This window comes from Marinococcus sp. LNHM4E3-1 (assembly GCF_056034405.1).
Window position 1 is genome coordinate 1 of the sequence record NZ_JBQLID010000024.1, and the last position, 20,706, is coordinate 20,706.

Here is a 20,706-nt window from a genome sequence, read left to right on the forward strand (position 1 = left end):
CAGGCTATTTCTTTTTATCATAGCACAAAAAAACTGCCGACAAACTCTAAAATTAGAGTCATTGTCGACAGTCTGAACAGACTCCTTTGGGTGGAGTCTGTTTTGTTTATATTCGTTTGTAAAATACCATTAATGATAGGAGGGACGGTAAGGAGAAATACTGACATCATAAACCTCCCAGGCCTTTTTCAATGGTTGGACATCTGGAAGAAAATGAATGGCAACGCCTTTTACAGCAAATGGATGCAGGGCACGAAACAGTACTTCTATATCTTCGTGCAGTGCAACCCAGGATTCGTCTGCATACCAGGATAGGCTCTCAGGCGTACCTACAATGATTTCCGTCCCCTGAATGGCATAACCGATAACCAGCGGTGTCATAAAGTGCTCCCTCCCTACGTGAAAACCAGAAGCCATGTCTTAATTTGAAGCAGGGATGGCTTGGAAAGTAATACTTTAAATCGTTATTCAATTGTCCTTGTCATCACCGTTGTACTGTTTTTAAAAACCATTTTGACGTGTGAGTATCTAATACTTCTACATAGTTTCCGAAAAATAAGGTTTTCTGATGAAGCTGCCAATATTTCCGGAATAAATGCATTGTCCATTCTTCAATGGAAAGCATCGTCTGGTCGTCCGGCGGTGAAGAAGTAATACAGTAGGTTCCGTAAAAAAAACGTTTAAGTCTCGGATTCACGTTAAGAGCGGGAGCATCGAGTGCAATATAGGCGGCATAGTTTAACGTTTTTGGCAGAGGATCATTGGCAAACAAGGAATAATTCTGCCATTCGTGAGGGTGATAATAATACATATAAAAAGGAAGCAGCAGCGCCATCTCAAAATTATCTGCTGCCTGCTGGACAAATTCCTCAACGCTTGAAGGCTCTTCCTGTTCAATGTGATTCATCATTTCTTCATACACAGCATGTTTCATTTCGTATTTCATGAATGCTGCTCCTTTCTCCGGGCCTGCAGCATTTAATAATAGATAAGCGTTATTTTAATATAAACGATTCGAACGGGCTGGAAGAATGTTGGAAAGGCAGGCCCCGTTGTTTTAAAAGTAATTTTTGAGAATATAAAATTCTGTATTATTAAAATTATTTACCCGTTTGATGATATTTTACTCATATCTAAAGTTTCAATTAAAACTGTGTAAAAAATAGCATTATTGATACATTATTTAGAAAAAGATTCAGGGCCAGATGTAAATAAAAAATACTGGAAGAAATAGCGTTAAGACAAGGAAATCAATAATTTCACCAACCATTTTATGTAAAATCGTGTACTGTTTTTTCGGTAAATGACTGTATACTTAGAAATTAAAATTTCAATACAATAAATATTTCGATTAAGAAGTAACATTAAATCTACACAGAATCACGGAAAAATGGAAAAAATATAATTGAAAGGGTTTACATAAAGAGTGGAATTAATTACAATGAGTTTATATTACGAAAGCGCTTACTCTAATTTAGGAGGTTCACATATGAAAAAAGTTCAAGTGGGTTTTTTAGGATCAGGCTTTATTGCTTCGGTACACGGCTCTATTCTGCAGGAGGACGAACGCGTGGAAATCACAGGAGTTGCAGACATTGTCCTGGATAATGCAAGAAAATTAGCAGACACTCTTGAGGGAAAGGTGCAGGCGGTGGAGACGCTGGATGAATTAATTGCTTTAGGGGTTGATACCGTATACGTGACCACCCCAAATACGACTCATGTGGAGCCTGTCATCAAATGCCTGGAAGCAGACCTGAATGTATTTAGTGAAAAACCGATGGCTGTGACCGAGGAGGGCGCTGAAAGAATCAGGGCAGCAGCAAAAGGATCAAAGGGTGTCTACAATCTGGGAATGAATCGGCGGTACGCAAATACCCATAAGAAGGTAAAAGAATGGATTGAAGGCGGAGAACTCGATCCGCATCTTGGCCAGTTTAAACTTAACCGCGGGGAATTACTTAAACCGGCATGGACAGCTGATTCAAGTAAAACAGGCGGCTTTTTGTACGAAACGACGATACACCAAATTGATCTTCTGCCGTACTTTTTCGGTCCGGTAAAATCTGTTCGGTGCGAAGCAAGACAAAATATTTCCGATAATGAATTTGACGATTTTGCAGTGCTGGTTACATTTGAAAACGGAGGTATTGCGACGCTTGTTTCTTCCGCTCATTCAGGCTGGAGTTTTCCTTTTGAAGCTATTGAAATCTACGGGAAATACTCTACAGCTACAACAGCTGAGCTTGAAACGGTTCGCTTGTCTCTTGGATTGGAAAAACAGATGATAGCCGAAGATTATACACAAGTGCCATTTTATGAGAAGGGCGGGTATATCGAAGAAGACCGGCTGTTTATTGATGCTCTGGTAAATAACACAGCACCGCCGGTGGATGTGGATGATGCGTATCAATTAACGATGCTTATCAATGCCATTTATGAAAGCGCCAGATCGGGTGAGGAAATAGACTTTGCAAGTAGAGTAAAGGCACTAAAGAAAGTATAGAGGCAGGTCGCAGAAGGAGGAAAAAATGAAGTTCTCAATATGCAGCTGGGTGTTTGGCGATCAGCCGATTGAACAGACGATGCGGGACGTGGCAGAGATGGGGTATGACGAAATTGAAATTCATGCCCATGACCATGCCTGGGACGAGCTAAACACACTGGCAGACGAATTACAGTTAACGATTCGCGGTTTAACAGCAAATGCCGGATGGCCTGATAAAGCGACAGATCTGTCCCAGACAGATCGGGCGATGCGAAAAAAAGCCGTAGAATATTTTCATGAACAGATCGACCGGGTGGCCAGAGCTGGTGCAGAATATTTTGTGATGTCCCCATGTGCTCCCGGCAAATCAGCTCCTGAAAACGGTGAGAAGCAAAACTGGGAAGCAGCTGTGAAATCCCTGCAGGAGCTAGCTCCTTACGCGGAAAGTCAAGATGTTATTTTAGTCCAGGAGCCGCTTAACCGGTATGAAAGCTGTATTATAAACAACGGAGCCCAGGCCCGTACGTTTGTAGAAGAAGTAAATCATTCTTCAGTGAAAACGATGCTTGATACGTTCCATATGAATATTGAAGAAACCAGCTTCGAGGCAGCTTTTCGTGATGCAGGAGAGGCCCTGGCGCACTTACACGTGGCAGACAGCAATAGACAGGGAATCGGAGAAGGCCGCCTTGACTGGGGGGAGTTAGCTGAAATCGTCAAAAAAACCGGCTACAACGGCACGATTACCTTAGAATGCCTGGCGCCGGGGAAAGATCCATTTAATCCCGACAAAGGAGAGGAGCCGAAAGAAAAACTTTATCAGGACGCCGCTCAGTCGCTGTCGAAAATGAAACGGTTATTCGGCTAAAAACGCATTAATTTTTTAAAATTTACTTAAGCGCTTAAGTAAATCTACAGGAAGCTTTTGCATTGAAAATATGCTGCTCCCTGCACAGAGAGAATATATGGAGGTGGAGAAACAATGGAAGAAGAAAAGAAAACAATTAATGTCGGAATGGTGGGCTACAAGATGATGGGGAGAGCCCACAGCCATGCGTACCGCGACGTTCCCTTCTATTTTGATAGTCCGGTAACGCCGAGACTTGATACGATTGTTGGAAGGGATTCTTCTCGGGTGGGGCCGGCTGCTGAAAAGATGGGCTGGTCCCGTCACACCACAGACTGGCGTTCCCTGATTGATCGTAGAGATATTGATTTGGTTGATATAGTGACTCCCAATGATACTCACAGTGAGATTGCCATTGCAGCAGCGGAAGCCGGCAAGCATGTGCTGTGTGAAAAGCCGTTGGCATTATCCGTGGAAGAAGCGGTCCGGATGCGCGATGCTGTGGAAAAAAATAATGTAACTCACATGCTCTGCCATAATTACCGGTTTGCTCCAGCGGTTCAGTTTGCCAAACAGCTGATTGACAGTGGAAAACTGGGGCGTATTTATCACATACGGGCAACATTTTTACAGGACTGGCTGATGGATCCCAACTACCCGCTCACCTGGCGCATGCAGAAAAATATTTCGGGCTCAGGCACGCTTGGCGATCTTGGCGCTCATATTATTGACCTTGCCAGATTTTTGGTAGGTGAGTTTGACGAAGTTGCTGGAATGATGAAGACCTTTGTTAAAGAGCGCCCGCTTGGTGATACCGTGCACAATCTCCAGACGGAGATCCGGGAAGGCGAGTGGGGCGAAGTAACGGTAGATGACGCCTCCGCTTTTCTCGCCACTTTTCAGAACGGGGCGATGGGCACATTTGAAGCCTCCCGGTTCAGCCGTGGCAACCGTGCTGGCAACCGTTTTGAAATTAACGGGGAAAAAGGATCCATTCGCTGGGATATGGAAAACATGAACAATTTAGAGGTTTACTTTGAAGAAGACGAACCGGGACTGCAGGGATTCAAAACGATCAACTGCACGGAAGTAGAGCATCCCTTTGCCGGGAATTATTGGCCGGCTGCCCATATTCTCGGGTACGAGCACACCTTCGTCAATTTGATTGCTTCTCTAATGGACAATATTGGGAATCAAACGAGCGCAGCTCCGAACTTTGAAGACGGAGTGAGGAACCAGGCGATCCTGGAGGCTGTCGAACGCTCCGTAAACAAACGGGGATGGACGGCCATTTCCGAAATTTATAAACCAGACAGTGTTGAAATCAATTAAAGGAGGGTGTGCCATGGCACAGCAGGATATAAGAGTAGCGGTTTTAGGTCTTGGAAGACTGGGGATGTTTCACGCAAGCAATATGATGAACAAAGTAAAAGGAGCGGAGCTTGTTTTGATTTGCGACCCGATCGCTGAGCATGCGGAAAGGGCTGCAGAACAGCTTGGGGTACCGGCATGGACAGCGGACCCGGAGGAGGTTTTCCAGAACCCGGATATTGATGCGGTAGTGATCGTTACACCAACGAGCACGCATGCAGAGATGATTAAAAAGGCGGCATTACACGGGAAGCAGATATTTGTGGAAAAACCACTCACCTCCACCATCGAAGAAGCGGACGAAGTCATTGAAGTGGTAAAGAAAGCGGATGTCATCTGCCAGGTTGGCTTTATGCGCCGGTATGATCCGGGATACTTTGATGCCAAGCAGCGGATTGATGCTGGAGAGATCGGAAAGCCGATTTATTTTAAAGGCTTTACACGAGACAGCGGTTCTCCGCCGGCCTCCTTCATTAAAAACAGCGGCGGTATCTTTCTGGATTGCTCTATTCACGATTACGACATCGCACGGTATTTAATGAGCTCCGAAATTTCCTCGGTTTCCGGTCATGGACGGATTTTAATGAATCCATTCATGGAAGAATATAACGACGTCGACCAGGCCATTACGTACCTCGAGTTTGAAAACGGCGGAGCGGGCGATGTGGAAGCAAGCCGGAATTCGCCGTATGGACACGATATCCGGGCCGAAATTATCGGAACAGAGGGCGCCATCTTTGTCGGTTCCCTGCGTAACAGCGATGTCACTGTTCAGAGCAGCACAGGAAGCAACTACGAGATTGTACCTAACTTTCAGATGAGATTCCGCGAAGCATACGTGCAGGAGCTCGAACAATTTATTAAATGTGTCAAAGGAGAAGAAAGCCCGCGGGTTACTTCAGTGGATTCCAAAATCAATATGCAGGTAGCGCTCGCAGCAACCCGTTCCTATATGAATAATGGAGAGCGTATCAATATGCAGGAACTGTACCAGGACAAAGTGTACGTACTGTAAAAAGGAAGGGGAGGAAGAGATGCTGTATGGATTAAACGGCTCTACAACAGATCAGTGTACGTTGGAAGAAGATATCCTTGTTGCAGAGCATGCAGGCTATGACGTAGTAGAGCTTAGGACGTACAAGCTCGAGAGCTTTTTAAAGGATCATACACTCGATGATCTGACTGAGCTGTTCGCACGGACATCCGTGAAGGCGGATGCCATCAATGCCATCGAATTCTTTAACCTGAAGCAGGGGGAGGAGAGGGAGCAGGTGTTAAAAGACACAGAAAAATGGTGTCAAATCGCAAGCGCTGCCGGGTCATCCTACGTCATTGCTGTTCCGAGCCCGAGGCCTCCGGATATTTCAGATGAAGAAATCGTAAAAGACAGCGTGCAAATGCTTCAGGAAATGAGCGATATTGCAGGCAAATACCAGGTGAACATTGCACTTGAATTTATAGGTATTCAGGAGTTTTCGATAAAGACCCTCGAAGCTGCCAGAGAAGTTATGGAGAAAGTACATCGTGAAAATGTCGGGCTCGTTTTGGACGTTTTTCATTTTTACACCGGAGGTTCTTCTCTGGATGCGATTGAACAAACGCCATCTGAAAAAATATTTGTATTTCATATTAACGATGCAGAACATGCACGAATAGAAGAGCTTGAAGACAAAGACCGAATTTTTCCAGGCCTCGGAGTAATTCCTTTACAGGAGATTGGGAAAAGAGTGCAAAAAATAGGACATATACGTATGGTCGGTTTGGAGTTGTTCCGGCCCGACTACTGGGAAATGGAAAAATATCACTTAGGAGAGCAGTCTTACCGGCATGTAAAAGAAGCAACGGGTAAAATGTTTATATAAAGATCAGATAATTCTAAAAAACGTTCATCTGGCGGCTGCCGGTTGATAAACTTCTTTCCCGAAACCACGAAAAACTCATATTGAGCCTATTTCCCTTAAGGAAAGAAAGGAGGAAGGAAGGGAGGACCTTTCCCTTCTTAAATTCAAATGAAAAACAATCAAAGTTTTTATATAGTATCAGTGGCACTGGTTGCTTCACTGGGAGGGCTGCTCTTTGGCTATGACACGGCCGTTATTGCCGGAGCAGAACAATCGGTGCAGCTGTATCTCGTGGATAGTTTAGGATTAGGTTCGCTTATTCATGGATTGACCGTTTCAAGCGCCCTTGCCGGTTGTATTATCGGGGCCTTAATATCCGGCTTCATTGCGAATAGTATTGGCCGGCGGAATACGCTGATTATTGCTGCGACTTTGTTTGCTTTATCCGCCCTGGGCTCTGCTTATCCGGAGCTTTTCTTTTTCACCCGGGGTGAGCCAACATTATCTTTGCTGATTACATTTAACCTGTACCGTATTCTCGGTGGTATTGGTGTAGGTCTTGCCTCCGCGATTGCGCCGGTTTACATCAGCGAAATGAGTCCTCAGCATATCCGCGGGAAGCTTGTGGTGCTCTATAACATGGCCGTTGTGTTCGGTCAGACAGTCGTATACATCGTAAACTGGGGAATCGCACGGGGGCAGTCAAGCGCCTGGATCGACGAAACGGGCTGGAGACTTATGTTCGCTTCCGAGCTCGTGCCGGCTGCATTGTTTTTCTTTTTGCTTCTATTTATTCCGGAGACGCCGAGGTATCTGGCTCTTAAAAATGCAGATACGCAGGCATACAATGTACTGGAAAAGCTGCACGGATCCAAGGAAACTGCCAGTCGTACGCTTTCGAGTATCCAGGAATCACTAAATACCAAAGTGCAGAAAGTCAACTTATTTTATTACGGTAAGCTGGTTTTGATCGTTGGCTTCACTATTGCTGTCCTGCAGCAGTTCATCGGGATAAATATTATTCTCTACTATGCTCCGCGAATATTTGAAAGCCTCGGCGCCGGTCAGTCCGCTTCGATGCTTCAAACTGTGCTTGTAGGTGCTATAGGCGTTGTTGTTTCCTTGATTGCGATTCGTCTCATCGACAGAAACGGGAGGAAATTTTTGCTGTTATTAGGCTCAGCAGGGTGTGCTATATGTTTAGTGACTGTAGCTATGCTGTTCTTTGCAGGTATTTACGGTGTCGCCACTCTTGTATTTATTTTAGGATTTGTAGCGTTTTTCCAAATGACATGGGGGCCAGTCGCCTGGGTAATGCTTTCAGAAATGTTTCCGAATAAAATCAGAGGCCAGGCAATGTCGCTTGCTGTAACGCTTGTCTGGGGTGCTAATTTATTAGCTTCCACGACGTTTCCACCGCTGAATGAAGCCTTTGGTGTCGGGTCATTTTTGATCTACGGCTCGGTAAGCACGTTCGCGTTCTTCTTTATTTGGAAATTCGTGCCTGAAACGAAAAATAAATCGCTCGAAGAAATTGAGCAAATCTGGCTCGATCAAAAATCGAAAAATGATCAGGCAAAAGCAGATAGACAGTCTAAACTATCCTAGGATAATGGTGATAAAAATTTAAGGACAAAAAGCCGAGGAACCTTTAGAAGATTCCCGGCTTTTGTAACTGAAAGTAGGTTTTACAGTGAAAATAGGACTGAACGGATCGACTACAAATCAATGCGACTTACTTGAAGACATTGAAGTAGCAGAAAAGGCAGGGTTTGAGACATTAGAGCTCCGCACCTATAAGCTCGACTCTTATTTGGAAGATCATTCAATTACGGAGCTGGCAGAGCACTTTCGAAAGTCCGCAGTTCGTCCCTGCGCCATCAATTCTATCGAGTTTTTTAATATGAAACCGGAGCTTGAGCAGCAGAAAATACTGCAGGAAACAGAGCGCTGGTGCCGGATCGCTTCAAAAATAGGATGCCCATACGTAATCGCCGTGCCTAGTGAAATACCTGAGGGGATACCTAATGAGGACATTATCGAAAACACATCCCGAATGCTTGAACGTATGGGGAGTATTGCATCAAAGCACAATGTGAGTATAGCCTTTGAATTCATCGGCTATAAAAGTTTTTCAGTAAATGAGCTAAAAATGGCTGATTACATTGTATCGCGTACGGATCGACCCAATGTCGGCCTGGTTCTTGACGCTTACCACTTCTTTATTGGAGGCTCGCAGCTCCAGGATCTTGAACAACTGGATAAAGATAAATTATTTATTTTTCATATTGATGATGCCGAAGATGTGGCGGAAGAAGAGCGGACTGAAGCGAACCGGGTATTTCCGACTCTGGGAATTATTCCACTGCAGGATATCGGAAACACCCTGAAGCAGATTGGATACAACGGGGCAGCCAGTCTGGAGCTTTTTCGTGAAGAATATTGGGAGATGGAAAAACAGGAGTGCGCGAACACTGCCTATTATTATGTAGAAAAGGCTCTTAATGAAATATCCTCAAATTAAACAATTCGTATACAAGCTTTCGTAAATTTGCTAAAAAAAGTGAAGTAATTGAATATCCAATACGTATTTGTTTATAATAAACCGTCAAAAGTATAAACGTTGAAGGAAAGAGGGAAGTTAATAAGAAGGAGAAAGAGGAGAAAAATGAAACCAACCATTTACGATGTGGCAGAACGGGCGGGAGTTTCGATTGCTACGGTCTCAAAAGTAATCAATGACAAAGCCGATGTCGGACAAAAAACGAAAAAAAGAATACTGAAGATAATAGAAGAAGTAGGATATCATCCAAGCATGGTAGCCTCCGCGCTTACGGGGAAGCATACGCATACCATTGGACTGGTGATTCCCGATATTGCAAACCCATTCTTTGCAGAGCTCGCGAGAAGTGTAGAAGATACAGGACACGCAAATGGATACAGTGTGGTTATATGCAATACTGACAATGATCCCGAAAAAGAAGTCCAGTATTTGTGGTGGCTGAATCAAAAAAAAGTGGATGGAGTCGTGCTGGGCACTGGTATGCATAATATGGAATCACTCAGAGAATTTATGAATCAAAATATTCCCGTGGTGCTGGTGTCCCGGGATATCCCCACTCTTGCTGTCAGCACTGTACTGGTGGACGATTTTCGGGGAGGTTACCTGGCCGCCCAGCACTTGTTGGCATTAAACCACCGGGAAGTACTGCTGCTGGTTGGGGATTTGGACAATTCAAGTGAACAGAACCGTTTGAGAGGGTTTTACGCAGCTTTTGAAGAGGCGGGGCTTCCTAAAAAGAATGTAAAAATTATAGAAGAGCTGATGACTACCCAGCAGGCTGAGCAGGCTGTAATGGATAGGCTGAAAAAAGACATTAATATCAGTGCGGCGTTTGCCCTGACAGACTTTTTGGCTATAGGAAGCATACAGGGCGCGAGAGGAATTGGAAAAAGTGTGCCCGATGACTTCTCGGTAGTAGGATTTGATGACACGTTCATTGCTGTTCTCAGCCACCCGCCGCTGACCACGATCTCCCAGCCAATCGTGGAAATGGGGGAAGTTGTTACCCAGACGCTCGTAGATCAGATTAAAGGAAAAAAACAGTCAAGCAGAACGATTATTTTGGCTCCGGAAATAAAAGTAAGGCGAACTACAGCTGAAAATAATATAAGCCTGCAGGAACCAGTTCAATGAGGTGTCTAAGCTGTTTTAAGATCTCAAATTGTGTCCAATAAAAAGCAATGTCCCTCCATTAACAGGAAAGGCATTGCTTTTTTAACGCTATTTACTTTTGCGGAGCTCGGCTTTCTGTATTTCGGCTTTCGTTTGTTCGATCAGTTTATCACTCATATTAGCCATGGCCTGGGTGTGCGGGTTATAGCTGAAAAAGATAGCTGGGAGAGGGAAAGAGGCTTCTTTTGTTTCAGCCCAGACCTCTTCAATTTCTTCCGGCAATTCATAAAACCCCACAGCCCAAACGTCAGGGAGCACATGATAATGGCTGTCAAGGAGGTTTACGTTTTGTCCCCCGTCGAACAACTGTCTTTGGGTATAATGCCGTTCCACTACCGTACCGTCCTCCTGAAGCATTACTGCCCGGTATTTTGTTTCCTCCATAATAATTGACCTTCTTTCTGGAACATTAATATATAATTTATCGAATGAAATCTAAACCCCATGTTCCCGGTGAAAAGTAAAAATAAAAGTATTAACAACCGGACGAGAACTTTAATTGTACAAGAGATCTGTTTCAAAGAAAGACAGAGGCTTTAAACACTGCCAAATCAAGCATTAGTATTTTTAGAGTGGCAGGGACAGGTACGAACATGGTCATCCACCATACCAATGGCCTGCATAAATGAATACACCGTTACCGGTCCGACAAATTTGAATTTCCGTGTTTTCAATTCCCTGCTTATTTGAGAGGACAGCTCTGTATAAGATGGAACCTCTGTTTCTTCTTTCCGCTCATGAATAATTGGGGTGAAATCAACATACCGCCAAAAGAAGGAAGACAGGCTGCCGTATTCTTCCTGGATTGTCAGGACTTTTGCAGCGTTGCTTCGCACAGAAGCTAACTTGGCAGAATGTTTAATCACGCCGTAATAATGCCGAATATACTCCAGGTCTTCGTCTGCCATGGAGGCGCACTTCTGAATATCAAATTGCTGAAAAGCTTCCTGGTAATGGTGCCGTTTAGCAAGCACCGTGTTCCAGGAGAGTCCGGATTGAGCGCCTTCAAGCGTTAGCATTTCAAATAAATAGCTGTCATCTGTATTCGGACGTCCCCATTCATTATCATGATACTCCTGCATACGTTCATTTTTTTGTGACCACGAACATCTTTCCAAATGAGATCCCTCCTTTTGATAACAGTACTGACTGTAATGAAATAACTATATCATAAGGCAGGGCGTGCTGAAGCACAGGACTTTGCCTGGTTTAAAAAGCTGCATTCAAAGGCTCCGGTCAATTTTAAACAAAAGCAGATTTCCTGTTACATTTTTGTAATGTAATGGTTTTCAAAGTCTTTTTTATACGCTAGGATGGGAAAAAAGAATCGTTAGAGAAAAAACATAGCCAGTGGAATTAATCCTGAAAAATCGTAAGCAGCAGTCTCATCAAATAACCTGGTAATAATGGAGGGATGGCTCTTGCTGGAAAATAGAGAATATCAACAATCATTACATGAGGGTGTTAATCCAGCAATTGTAAGAGAGGTTGGATACGCAGAAGCGGTAATATACAGTGCGCTCATAAACGAATTTAAGGAGCAAACGGCTTATTTTGGATTTTTGGAGAACGGATGGTTTCACTGCCTGGAGGCTGAACTTGCAGCGCAAACAGAGATGTCAGAACGCTATTTACGTAAAAAAGTTAGAAAATTACAACGATTAGGGTTTATAGAAAAAAGGAAGCTTTATGGCGAAAACCTTAATTACTATCGGATAGCTGTATAATGAAATAGAAGAAGTTTTTGCTGGATTACACGTCCATTTATAGGTGCTGCTCTTAAAATCATAAACTAAATTGAAGAAGTCCTTTGAGTTTTTTTAACTTGAAGGGCTTATTTTTATGTCTTTGTGGCCTAAGTGAGTACAAACATAAAGAAAACGAGCCGACGTGATCAGCAAAACGAACAGGTGGAATAACATCAGTCAACACTTATTCCGGCAGTTGAAATCTGTTTTTAATGACAGCTGTCTTTTCTCTTTGGGAGAAAGGCCGCTGTTTTATTTGGCGGAGGTTTTCAAAAAATATGGAGAAAAGAAAGTTTTGTACTTATTAGTTTGATTAAGGGGTATATAAGGTAAAGTAGTTTAAAAATGAAGAAATTTATGGAAAATATCCGGAAACGGGTGGGAAATGAGGGATAACCGATGGCTGTACGGGAATCAGCTTCCGATGAATACCAACAATCGGCAGTAGTCATCGTCGATAATGAAGGAGCGGAAGAAAGAGTAAATCTTCGCGTTTTGAGTAATAAAGCTATAAAAGCATTGGCAAAGGACAGCGGCTTAAAAATTAAATCAACCAGAAAACAGGATATGATTGATGAAATTATAAATCAGTCAGATGGCTTTAAGCTGACGATTCAACATGAGGAAGCAGAAAATGCAGAAGGCTCGTCTACAAGTCAAAAAAATGAAGAAAATTACGCCGGAGTCATTATTTCGAATAAAGATGGTAATGAAGAAGAGGTTAACCTGTATTCGATGGATAAGCAGGCTGTTAAAAAATTGGCGGCAGACAGCGGACTGCAGGTAACGAAAGAAGATAAAAACGGTATGATTAAGGAAATCATGAAACAGGTTAATGAAGCGTATCAGGGGACACAAGAAACGTCTGATGAGAATAATAACGAAAACGAGTCTGAAAATGAAGAAGGTAAGAGCAACGCAGACGAATCAGGTGCCGCAGCTTCTTCTTTCCTATCGAAAGCTGCACATGAAAGCCTCATCCGTGGAGTTACACGTACCCTGGCTTCAGAATGGAAGAACGACATGCATAAAAAGCTCAAAGAAGAGCTCAAGCAGCAGGTGAAAAATGACTTTATGGAGAATTCATGGGACGATTTGATAAAAGAAATAAGGCGAGAAGCCACAAAAAGCAGCGACAGCAGAAAAAGAGCTTCGTCTATCAAGGCCCTTGCCGACAAATAAAGGTTCGGCAGGGTCATTCAGAGTTGAGCAGTAAAGAAAGGAGAAAACATAATGACTGATAAAAAAGATAAAGTTACCTACGGGCTGATGGCAGCCGGAAGTTTGATCGGAGGAGCTATCCCGATGATCACAAAGGGGATTAAAAAGAAAGACGGGGAGGAGGAATCTTCTGAAGATTCGAAGGAAGAAACCAATGCTTCGGAGGAAGAAAATGAAAGCGGGGGAGCAGCTTCCTTGTTGAAGAAGCCTCTAAAAAAAGCCGGGGAAGCCAAAGACAGCGTAAAGCAGACCGCAGAAAAATCGAAAGCGAAAATTCCCGGCATGTCAGGATCATCTTCAGAGAATAAAAATGAAAAACAGACGCCTAAAAAAGCAAGAATGGTTTCTAAAAATGAAGGCAGGCCGCAATTAAAAAATGCAGGGAACGCAGCGGGCTCTGCTTCCAAAGGAAAACCGGCGCCTTCTAAAAAGAAAAAATCCAAACAGAATGGCCCCCGGCTTACCGAAGTAATGGATAGCGTTAATGCATTTTTCGAAAACTATGTAGCTGAACCAAAGCGTATCACTTCTACAGAAGAAAAAGACGGCGTATGGCACGTGAAAATCGATGTGCTGAACAACGATGGCAGAAAAACGAAAGTGGAAACGTACGAAGCCACCGTAGACGAAGACCTGGAGATCACTTCATATAAGCAGGTGAAATAAATTCTACTATTAAGCTTGGCCCCATGCAGACTTCTCAAAAAGAAGTGCTGTATGGGTTTTTTAGTTGCTGATATGCCCTGGAAAAGCTTAAAAACTAATAGATTTACCACGTACAAGCAAAATTCAAAAGTATTTTCTTTCTTTATTTCTAATAATGTTACGCGAACACGGGCTTATTGTAATAATAGCGTAATATTTTAAATATATTTTCAGTAGTAATGAGTAAAAATACGGCAGTTTTTAGTGGAATATGTGCAGGAATACCTGTTAATTTTACATAATATGAAAAACTATTAAGGTTAGATTACAACTAAATTAATGTTATTGCCATTTGTGCTTTTTCAAGGCATAATCGGTAGCGTTGTGTTTGAGAGACGGCACAAAAAAACAAAAGCAGTAAAACAACATGATAATCAATGCAGTGACGACGTAAAGGCAAGTAAACATATAGGTAAACTTTTCAATGGATTTCGTCATTAGGACGAATAACAAATATTATAATTAAAAAGGATGAATTATTTATGATGAAAAAGACACTATTCGGTACAGCAATTACAGCAGGCGTCGTATTCGGAGCACCACAGGCAGCAGACGCATCCATCGGTGACCATGGTTCTATGACTTACGGCGACGTTAACTCCTCTGTTGCAGAGCTTCAGGACACGCTGAAGGAAAAAGGCTACTTCCACGGAAATACTGGTTCTACATTCGGCCCAAGAACGCTCAGCGCCGTAAAAGACTTTCAGGCAGCAAACGGTATTTCTTCTTCTGCGGGCAACTACTTCGGCGTAGCCGGCCCAGAAACGCAGGCAGCTCTCGGCGGATCTTCTGAGTCCTCCAGTGAATCCAGCGAAGAAGTAGCAGGAGCTTCGACTTCCGAGTCCTCGAACAGCACAAGCGGCGGCGAAACCATGACAGTGGAAGCAACAGCATACACTGCTGAGTGTGCAGGCTGCAGCGGCATCACGGCAACAGGCGTTAACCTTAACAACGATCGTGACGCTAACGTCATCGCTGTTGATCCGGACGTTATCCCACTCGGCTCCACTGTAAAAGTGGAAGGCATGGGCACTTATAAAGCAGAAGACACTGGCGGCGCTATTAACGGCAATCGCATCGACGTTCACGTACCAACCAACTCCGAAGCACTTTCCTTCGGCCGTAAGGACGTTGAAGTAACAGTAGTCGACTAATCATCATAATAAGCGGACCGAAACCGGAGGAAATTCTCCGGTTTCGGTTTTTTTAGCTTGAAAAAGGCTTTAAAGGGTCTTGAATTATATTAATTGTTTTTCTAGGTTCATAAACGGTTATTGTATTAATAATAATGATTTTAATCTTCGTCTAATAATGATAATCTATATTTGGTGTAAAATTATTGGAAAAGATGCGTCCCTGACGTGAACAAAATATGGCCGGAAGATTTCCGCCAAAAGGAGACGTCTTTTTCTATTATGTAGGGAGTAGGAAAGAAATGAATAAACAACAGGGTGAAAAAGAAATCATTTTAATCGGGGCCGGCATTATGAGTGCAACATTAGGTGCACTGCTGAAAGAGCTGTCCCCGGACTGGAATATCAAAGTGTTTGAAAAGCTGGAAAAGCCGGGAGAAGAAAGCTCGAATGAATGGAACAATGCTGGAACCGGACATGCGGCTCTATGTGAATTAAATTATACAAACGAGCAGCCGGATGGCTCCGTTGATATCAGTAAGGCCATCAGCATCAATGAAAAATTTCAGGTATCCAAACAGTTTTGGGCCTATCTGGTGAAAAGCGATTTGATCCACAATCCACGGGGCTTTATTATGCCTCTGCCCCACATCAGCTATGTGCGCGGCGATCATAACGTCTCCTTTTTACGGACGCGTTATGAAAAAATGTCTGCGCATCCATTATTTTCAGGGATGGAATTTTCAGAGGACCCGGAAGTGCTTGAAAAATGGATGCCGTTAATGATGAAGGACCGACAGATTGAAGAACCGATAGCGGCTTCTAAAATTGCAGACGGCACCGATGTGAATTTTGGCTCGTTGACGAGTCAGCTGTTTAACCATCTTGAAAAGAATAACGTAGAAATGAAATATAACCATGACGTGGATGATATTACGCGTAACGAAGACGGCACCTGGGAAGTGAAGGTGCGCAATCATCAAAAAGAAACGCTTGAGCTGCACGAGGCGGATTTTGTGTTTATTGGTGGAGGCGGCGGAAGCCTGCACCTGCTGCAAAAATCCGGTATTCCAGAAGGAAAGGGCATCGGTGGTTTTCCGGTAAGCGGCCAGTTTATGGTCTGCCAGAATCCGGATGTCGTCAACGGGCATTTCGGCAAAGTGTACGGCAAAGCGCCCGTCGGAGCACCTCCAATGTCTGTTCCGCATCTGGACACGAGGTATATTAATAATCAGGAAACACTTTTATTTGGACCGTATGCCGGCTTCTCTCCAAAGTTTTTGAAAACGGGGTCCCTGATGGATTTATTGAAATCCGTCAAGCCGGATAACCTGATTACAATGATGGCAGCGGGAGCTAAGAACATGCCATTAACGAAATACCTGATCACGCAGGTAATGCAGTCAAAGGAACAGCGCATGGAAGAGCTCCGGGAATTTGTCCCAAGCGCAAAAACAGAGGACTGGGAGCTGCTCGTAGCCGGCCAGCGGGTTCAGGTTATTAAAGATACCGAAGAAGGTAAAGGTACCCTTCAGTTCGGCACAGAAGTGATCAGCGCGGAGGACGGCTCTATAGCTGCACTCCTCGGAGCATCTCCGGGTGCGTCGACTGCCGTATCTGTGATGCTCGAAATTATGGAGAAATGCTTCCCAGAGCAACTTGAAGCATGGGAGCCGAAAATAAAAGAAATGATCCCTTCATACGGTATTAACCTTTCAGAAAATCCAGAGATGATTGAGGAAATCCATAAGTCTACCGAGCAGGTGCTTGGATTGAAAAATCAAAAACAGCCGCAAATGACGTAAATATAATTTTAATTATTTTAAAAGCCTCTTTTCAGTTTAAACAGCTGAAAAGAGGCTTTTTTGATGTGAGCCCGAGTAATTATTGGCCGAGGTGATAGTATCATGTACTTATAAAAAATAATCCCGGTAATAGTAGATCGTTGTTATTAAAGTAAGTAAGGTATATGTAAGGGCGACGAAGAAAGGCATTGAGAAACGGAGACCGCTGCGGGATTCTGTTTCCATTCTAATACCTGTATCCCCCTGCGTCTGCATACGAACGGCATCGGAGAAAAAGCCGCCGGACGAAGTAAGCCAGCCGATCACAATTGTGGCAGCCAGGCCGGTTAAAAACGAAAATTCAATGAAAGTTGCAGATAAAAGAAAGGCTATAAGCCAGTTAACGGCGATAATACCGATTAGCGTTATCAAGCCGGGTAATGATTTCTTCATAGCAGGCTCTCCCTTCAGTATTATATGAAGTGTCATTGTTTCCTAATCTTTTAAGTATGCCACCATAATATATAAAATGGTTGATTATGTAAATATTATTAAAGCATTTGTAGGTATTTAAGCACCGGAAAAAAGTAGCTTAAAATAGGAAATTATATACCGGATTTTTAAACGCTCGTTTGATACGATTCTTTATGTCAATACAAAAAGAGATGATAATAAAGGATGGAGAGAAGAAAGGATGAATAAATCAACAGCATTTTTACTGATAATATCTATTATCGCGATTTCTTTTGCGGCGATATTTGTAAAATGGTCCGAAGCACCGGCCACGATTCTCAGCATGTACCGCATGTATATTGCCAGTTTGTTTTTACTCCCTTTTGTCTGGTTAAAAAGACGAGACTTTAAAAATATCAAAAAACAGGAATGGGTGCTTTTCATCTTTTCAGGGGTTTTCCTTGGCATGCATTTTGCACTCTGGTTTGGTTCATTAAAGCTGACAACGGTGGCAAGCTCCACCATTATTCTGGCCCTGCAGCCGGTAGTAGCGCTGGCCGGCGGCTTTTTGATTTATAAAGAACGAATCAGCATACCGCAGCTGATTACGATCAGCCTGTCGATTTTAGGAGTAGTGATTATTGGTTTGGGAGACCTTGGGCGCAGCAGCAGCTCTGCCTTACTCGGCAACCTGCTTTCCTTTTTGAGCGTGATAGCGGTGGTCGTTTATTTATTAATCGGCCAGCGTGTAGTGAAGCGGGTATCGCACTGGCTATACAGCTTTATAGTATTTTTTGTGGCGGGGATATCGCTTCATGCTTTTAATGCATTCTCCGGTATTCCAGTAACGGGGTACGGGGCCGAAGAGTGGCAGATATTTATGCTGCTTGCGATTCTTCCAACGATTGCCCACGTCATTTACAATCATCTGTTGAACTTTATTAACACATCCACTATTTCAATGACGATTCTGGGCGAACCGGTTGGCGCTACTATCCTGGCGTTTTTCATTCTTGGAGAAGAAGTCGTCGCACTACAGATTATCGGCGGGATGATCGTGCTGCTCGGGGTCGGATTGTTTTTAGTTCAGCAGAAGAAAGCATATCAACTTTAGAAATAATAAATGTAATTTAACGGCCGGAAAGAATAGAAAAGAGTATAATCAATGTAACAGACTCATTATTTTAATAACAGTCATCTTTGAACCACAATACACGGCAAAAAGAGGAGGACTGATAATGAATAATGAAGAATTGGTGCAAAAATTTAACAAGCAGGCCTATAAGCACGAGAGGCATAGAAAATATGAAGCAGATAATAAATGGAGAAGAAAGATATGCGGTGCCGCGAGAGAGAAAACACTGGAAATCGCTGTCGGAGCAGGGATGAATTATGCTTTTCTGCCTTTGGACGCTGAATATACCGGTGTTGATTTCAGCCCGGGAATGCTTGAGGCGGCAGAAGCCGGCGCGAAAGAATACAAAGTAAATGCTGATTTTATTTTATCCGAAGTAGAACATTTATCATTTCCGGAAAACACATTTGATACGATTCTTTCTACCGGCACATTATGCTGCTACAAGGATCCAATTCGTGTGTTGAATCTCTTGAACAAATGGTGCAAAAGTGAGGGAGAGATCCTGCTGCTTGAGCATGGGTTACTAAATAATAAAGGTGTGCGGTGGCTGCAGCATCACCTGAATCCTATATTTTTAAAATCATTCGGCTGTCATCATGACCGGAATATCAAAGGAATAGTCGATGCTTCTGATCTGGAAATTGTAAAATATGAACGGGCCCAGCTGGGATATCTTTATCTGCTTTGGACTAAATCGACCGGGTAATATATAAAAACAGTACTGATTTATTTCAATCAGCTTTTGACGTGCAGGCTCTCACATTCAATGATTAATGAAGCATTTAAACGGAAATAAACGAAGAGAAGCAGTTATGTTTTTGCTGCTTCAAATTATTTTGCACGCGAGTGTTTAAACGAGAGGAGTATTTTTATGGCTGATCAGCCGAAAAGTTTAGAAGATCAGTTCGACGGGCAGGCCGAAGCGAAATTAATGCCAATTGCAAAGTATTACTTTGAATTGAAGCGGCAGGACAAAAGCGTTCACTGGGAGATTTCCATTGTGGACAAAGACGATGAAGAGGATGTTTTTATTGGTTGGGCAGAAGAGTTAACCAATCGCAGCAATTACATTGAAGTAGATCCGATCCGGGCAGAGGACGGCGAAGATGCTACCAACCAGGTCATTCAAAAAATTAAAGATCATCTATAATAGAGAGTTTAGAAGAAATGAATAATTGATTTAATCAGGTAAGGCTAAAGTTAATTCAGTCTTACCTGATTTTTTGTTTCATGACAATTCCGCAAAGTAGTCATGAAGGTCCTGAATGGTATGTGTATTGTTGCCTGTTTAGGAATAAAAATATATCGATTATCAATAAATTTAATGGTAGAATAAAAGCATCAAGAGGGAGGTGCTTTTGATGAAAAGAGGCTCAACGCTCTTTTTAAAGATAGCTGTCATTTGTATCGGACTGCCGGTGCTTGCTTTATGTTTGTTTGGGCTGCCTGTGATTGCGAGAGAAGCTGCGGGCAGTGAAACGGGATTCGCCTACGTTATATACGGAATTTTAGCTGTAATGTATGCAGCGGCAGTTCCCTTTTTTGCTGCTTTGTATCAAGCATTTAAGCTATTGAATTACATTGACAAAAACAAAGCATTTTCAGCATTGGCTCTCAAAGCTTTAAAAGTGATTAAGTACTGTGCGGTTGCCATCAGCGGTTTGTATATAGCAGGAATGCCGCTGTTTTACATCTTTGCGGAATTAGATGACGCCCCGGGAGTTATCCTGATTGGAGCAGGCTTTGTATTTGCTCCGGCAGTAGTGGCAGTTTTTGCTGCCGTTCTACAAAAATTATTTCAGCACGCGATAGATATAAAATCTGAAAATGATTTAACGGTCTGAGGTGAAAGCTAGTGGCGATAATCATCAATATTGACGTAATGCTTGCGAAAAGAAAAATGAGCGTAACTGAACTTTCGGAAAAGGTCGGCATTACAATGGCAAATCTTTCGATTCTGAAAAACGGGAAGGCGAAAGCTATACGATTCTCCACTCTCGAAGCAATATGCAGGGCACTGGATTGTCAGCCTGGAGATATTTTGGAATACAGAGAAGAAAAGGAGGCAGATGAATAAAGTTTAAAAAATTAATATTAAAGGGAGCAGCTAGTAGTTCTGAGGATTGCACTCCCTTAATCCCAAACACTTTCTCTTTTAACGAGGTGTAAACGCTAAACTAGAGAGAGCAATTTATCACAATTAAGGTAGAGCAGGTTTTCACCAATAAGATGAACCCATTT

At 43.0% G+C, this 20,706-nt stretch carries 23 protein-coding genes; 18 read left to right on the forward strand and 5 right to left on the reverse strand.

Annotated features, from left to right (window positions below):
• Window positions 1–129: 129 nt before the first annotated feature.
• Both ACTRXI_RS15835 and ACTRXI_RS15840 read right to left on the reverse strand, forming a co-directional pair.
• The gene (locus tag ACTRXI_RS15835) at window positions 130–381 is read right to left on the reverse strand and encodes a hypothetical protein (protein ID WP_474264154.1); all 252 of its coding nucleotides are present in this window, start codon (window positions 379–381) and stop codon (window positions 130–132) included.
• Window positions 382–484: 103 nt separating this feature from the next.
• Window positions 485–946 carry a hypothetical protein gene (locus ACTRXI_RS15840; RefSeq protein ID WP_474264156.1) on the reverse strand — a complete coding sequence of 154 codons (462 nt, stop codon included), beginning with the start codon at window positions 944–946 and terminating at the stop codon, window positions 485–487.
• A gap of 543 nt (window positions 947–1,489) precedes the next feature.
• Between ACTRXI_RS15840 and ACTRXI_RS15845 the strand changes: the two genes are divergently transcribed.
• The 8 genes from ACTRXI_RS15845 to ACTRXI_RS15880 all read left to right on the forward strand — a co-directional run bounded on the left by ACTRXI_RS15845 (window position 1,490) and on the right by ACTRXI_RS15880 (window position 10,244).
• Window positions 1,490–2,506 (forward strand): Gfo/Idh/MocA family protein, encoded by a 1,017-nt coding sequence (locus ACTRXI_RS15845; protein WP_474264158.1) that lies wholly within the window; start codon window positions 1,490–1,492, stop codon window positions 2,504–2,506.
• Window positions 2,507–2,531: 25 nt separating this feature from the next.
• Window positions 2,532–3,356, forward strand: a complete 825-nt coding sequence (locus ACTRXI_RS15850) for a sugar phosphate isomerase/epimerase family protein (RefSeq protein WP_474264160.1) — start codon at window positions 2,532–2,534, stop codon at window positions 3,354–3,356.
• Between the two features lie 114 nt (window positions 3,357–3,470).
• The gene (locus ACTRXI_RS15855; RefSeq protein ID WP_474264162.1) at window positions 3,471–4,667 is read left to right on the forward strand and encodes a Gfo/Idh/MocA family protein; all 1,197 of its coding nucleotides are present in this window, start codon (window positions 3,471–3,473) and stop codon (window positions 4,665–4,667) included.
• A 13-nt stretch (window positions 4,668–4,680) separates the two neighbouring features.
• Window positions 4,681–5,721, forward strand: coding sequence for a Gfo/Idh/MocA family oxidoreductase (locus tag ACTRXI_RS15860; protein WP_474264164.1), 1,041 nt, complete (start codon window positions 4,681–4,683; stop codon window positions 5,719–5,721).
• Between the two features lie 19 nt (window positions 5,722–5,740).
• Window positions 5,741–6,568, forward strand: a complete 828-nt coding sequence (locus tag ACTRXI_RS15865; protein WP_474264166.1) for a sugar phosphate isomerase/epimerase family protein — start codon at window positions 5,741–5,743, stop codon at window positions 6,566–6,568.
• A 147-nt stretch (window positions 6,569–6,715) separates the two neighbouring features.
• Window positions 6,716–8,155 (forward strand): sugar porter family MFS transporter, encoded by a 1,440-nt coding sequence (locus ACTRXI_RS15870; protein ID WP_474264168.1) that lies wholly within the window; start codon window positions 6,716–6,718, stop codon window positions 8,153–8,155.
• Between the two features lie 85 nt (window positions 8,156–8,240).
• Complete coding sequence (locus ACTRXI_RS15875; protein WP_474264170.1) at window positions 8,241–9,071, forward strand: sugar phosphate isomerase/epimerase family protein; 831 nt, start codon at window positions 8,241–8,243, stop codon at window positions 9,069–9,071.
• Between the two features lie 144 nt (window positions 9,072–9,215).
• Complete coding sequence (locus ACTRXI_RS15880; RefSeq protein ID WP_474264172.1) at window positions 9,216–10,244, forward strand: LacI family DNA-binding transcriptional regulator; 1,029 nt, start codon at window positions 9,216–9,218, stop codon at window positions 10,242–10,244.
• Window positions 10,245–10,331: 87 nt separating this feature from the next.
• Here ACTRXI_RS15880 and ACTRXI_RS15885 read toward each other — a convergent pair whose 3' ends face one another.
• On the reverse strand, window positions 10,332–10,667 hold the full coding sequence (locus ACTRXI_RS15885) for a hypothetical protein (RefSeq protein ID WP_474264174.1): 336 nt from the start codon (window positions 10,665–10,667) through the stop codon (window positions 10,332–10,334).
• Window positions 10,668–10,834: 167 nt separating this feature from the next.
• Window positions 10,835–11,401: a DNA-3-methyladenine glycosylase I gene (locus ACTRXI_RS15890; RefSeq protein WP_474264176.1), complete on the reverse strand. Its 567-nt coding sequence runs from the start codon at window positions 11,399–11,401 to the stop codon at window positions 10,835–10,837.
• 303 nt (window positions 11,402–11,704) lie between these two features.
• Here ACTRXI_RS15890 and ACTRXI_RS15895 point away from each other — a divergent pair, with 303 nt between their 5' ends.
• The 5 genes from ACTRXI_RS15895 (at window position 11,705) to ACTRXI_RS15915 (ending at window position 16,895) form a co-directional block, all read left to right on the forward strand.
• On the forward strand, window positions 11,705–12,010 hold the full coding sequence (locus ACTRXI_RS15895; RefSeq protein ID WP_474264178.1) for a hypothetical protein: 306 nt from the start codon (window positions 11,705–11,707) through the stop codon (window positions 12,008–12,010).
• A 420-nt stretch (window positions 12,011–12,430) separates the two neighbouring features.
• Window positions 12,431–13,213: a hypothetical protein gene (locus ACTRXI_RS15900; protein WP_474264180.1), complete on the forward strand. Its 783-nt coding sequence runs from the start codon at window positions 12,431–12,433 to the stop codon at window positions 13,211–13,213.
• Between the two features lie 51 nt (window positions 13,214–13,264).
• Window positions 13,265–13,918 (forward strand): hypothetical protein, encoded by a 654-nt coding sequence (locus tag ACTRXI_RS15905; protein WP_474264182.1) that lies wholly within the window; start codon window positions 13,265–13,267, stop codon window positions 13,916–13,918.
• Between the two features lie 521 nt (window positions 13,919–14,439).
• The gene (locus tag ACTRXI_RS15910) at window positions 14,440–15,111 is read left to right on the forward strand and encodes a 3D domain-containing protein (protein WP_474264184.1); all 672 of its coding nucleotides are present in this window, start codon (window positions 14,440–14,442) and stop codon (window positions 15,109–15,111) included.
• A gap of 218 nt (window positions 15,112–15,329) precedes the next feature.
• Window positions 15,330–16,895 (forward strand): malate:quinone oxidoreductase, encoded by a 1,566-nt coding sequence (locus tag ACTRXI_RS15915; protein WP_474264186.1) that lies wholly within the window; start codon window positions 15,330–15,332, stop codon window positions 16,893–16,895.
• Between the two features lie 108 nt (window positions 16,896–17,003).
• Here the strand turns inward: ACTRXI_RS15915 and ACTRXI_RS15920 are convergent, their stop codons facing one another.
• On the reverse strand, window positions 17,004–17,327 hold the full coding sequence (locus ACTRXI_RS15920) for a hypothetical protein (RefSeq protein WP_474264188.1): 324 nt from the start codon (window positions 17,325–17,327) through the stop codon (window positions 17,004–17,006).
• A 241-nt stretch (window positions 17,328–17,568) separates the two neighbouring features.
• On the opposite strand from ACTRXI_RS15920, the gene ACTRXI_RS15925 reads away from it, so the two are divergent.
• From ACTRXI_RS15925 to ACTRXI_RS15945, 5 genes are all read left to right on the forward strand, one after another.
• A complete protein-coding gene (locus tag ACTRXI_RS15925; RefSeq protein WP_474264190.1) occupies window positions 17,569–18,441 on the forward strand; it encodes a DMT family transporter in 873 nt (290 codons plus the stop codon).
• A gap of 124 nt (window positions 18,442–18,565) precedes the next feature.
• Window positions 18,566–19,171 (forward strand): class I SAM-dependent methyltransferase, encoded by a 606-nt coding sequence (locus ACTRXI_RS15930; protein WP_474264192.1) that lies wholly within the window; start codon window positions 18,566–18,568, stop codon window positions 19,169–19,171.
• A gap of 165 nt (window positions 19,172–19,336) precedes the next feature.
• Window positions 19,337–19,615 carry a hypothetical protein gene (locus tag ACTRXI_RS15935; RefSeq protein WP_474264194.1) on the forward strand — a complete coding sequence of 93 codons (279 nt, stop codon included), beginning with the start codon at window positions 19,337–19,339 and terminating at the stop codon, window positions 19,613–19,615.
• A 211-nt stretch (window positions 19,616–19,826) separates the two neighbouring features.
• Window positions 19,827–20,309, forward strand: a complete 483-nt coding sequence (locus ACTRXI_RS15940) for a DUF2975 domain-containing protein (protein ID WP_474264196.1) — start codon at window positions 19,827–19,829, stop codon at window positions 20,307–20,309.
• An 11-nt stretch (window positions 20,310–20,320) separates the two neighbouring features.
• A complete protein-coding gene (locus ACTRXI_RS15945) occupies window positions 20,321–20,542 on the forward strand; it encodes a helix-turn-helix domain-containing protein (protein WP_474264198.1) in 222 nt (73 codons plus the stop codon).
• Window positions 20,543–20,706: the final 164 nt, after the last annotated feature.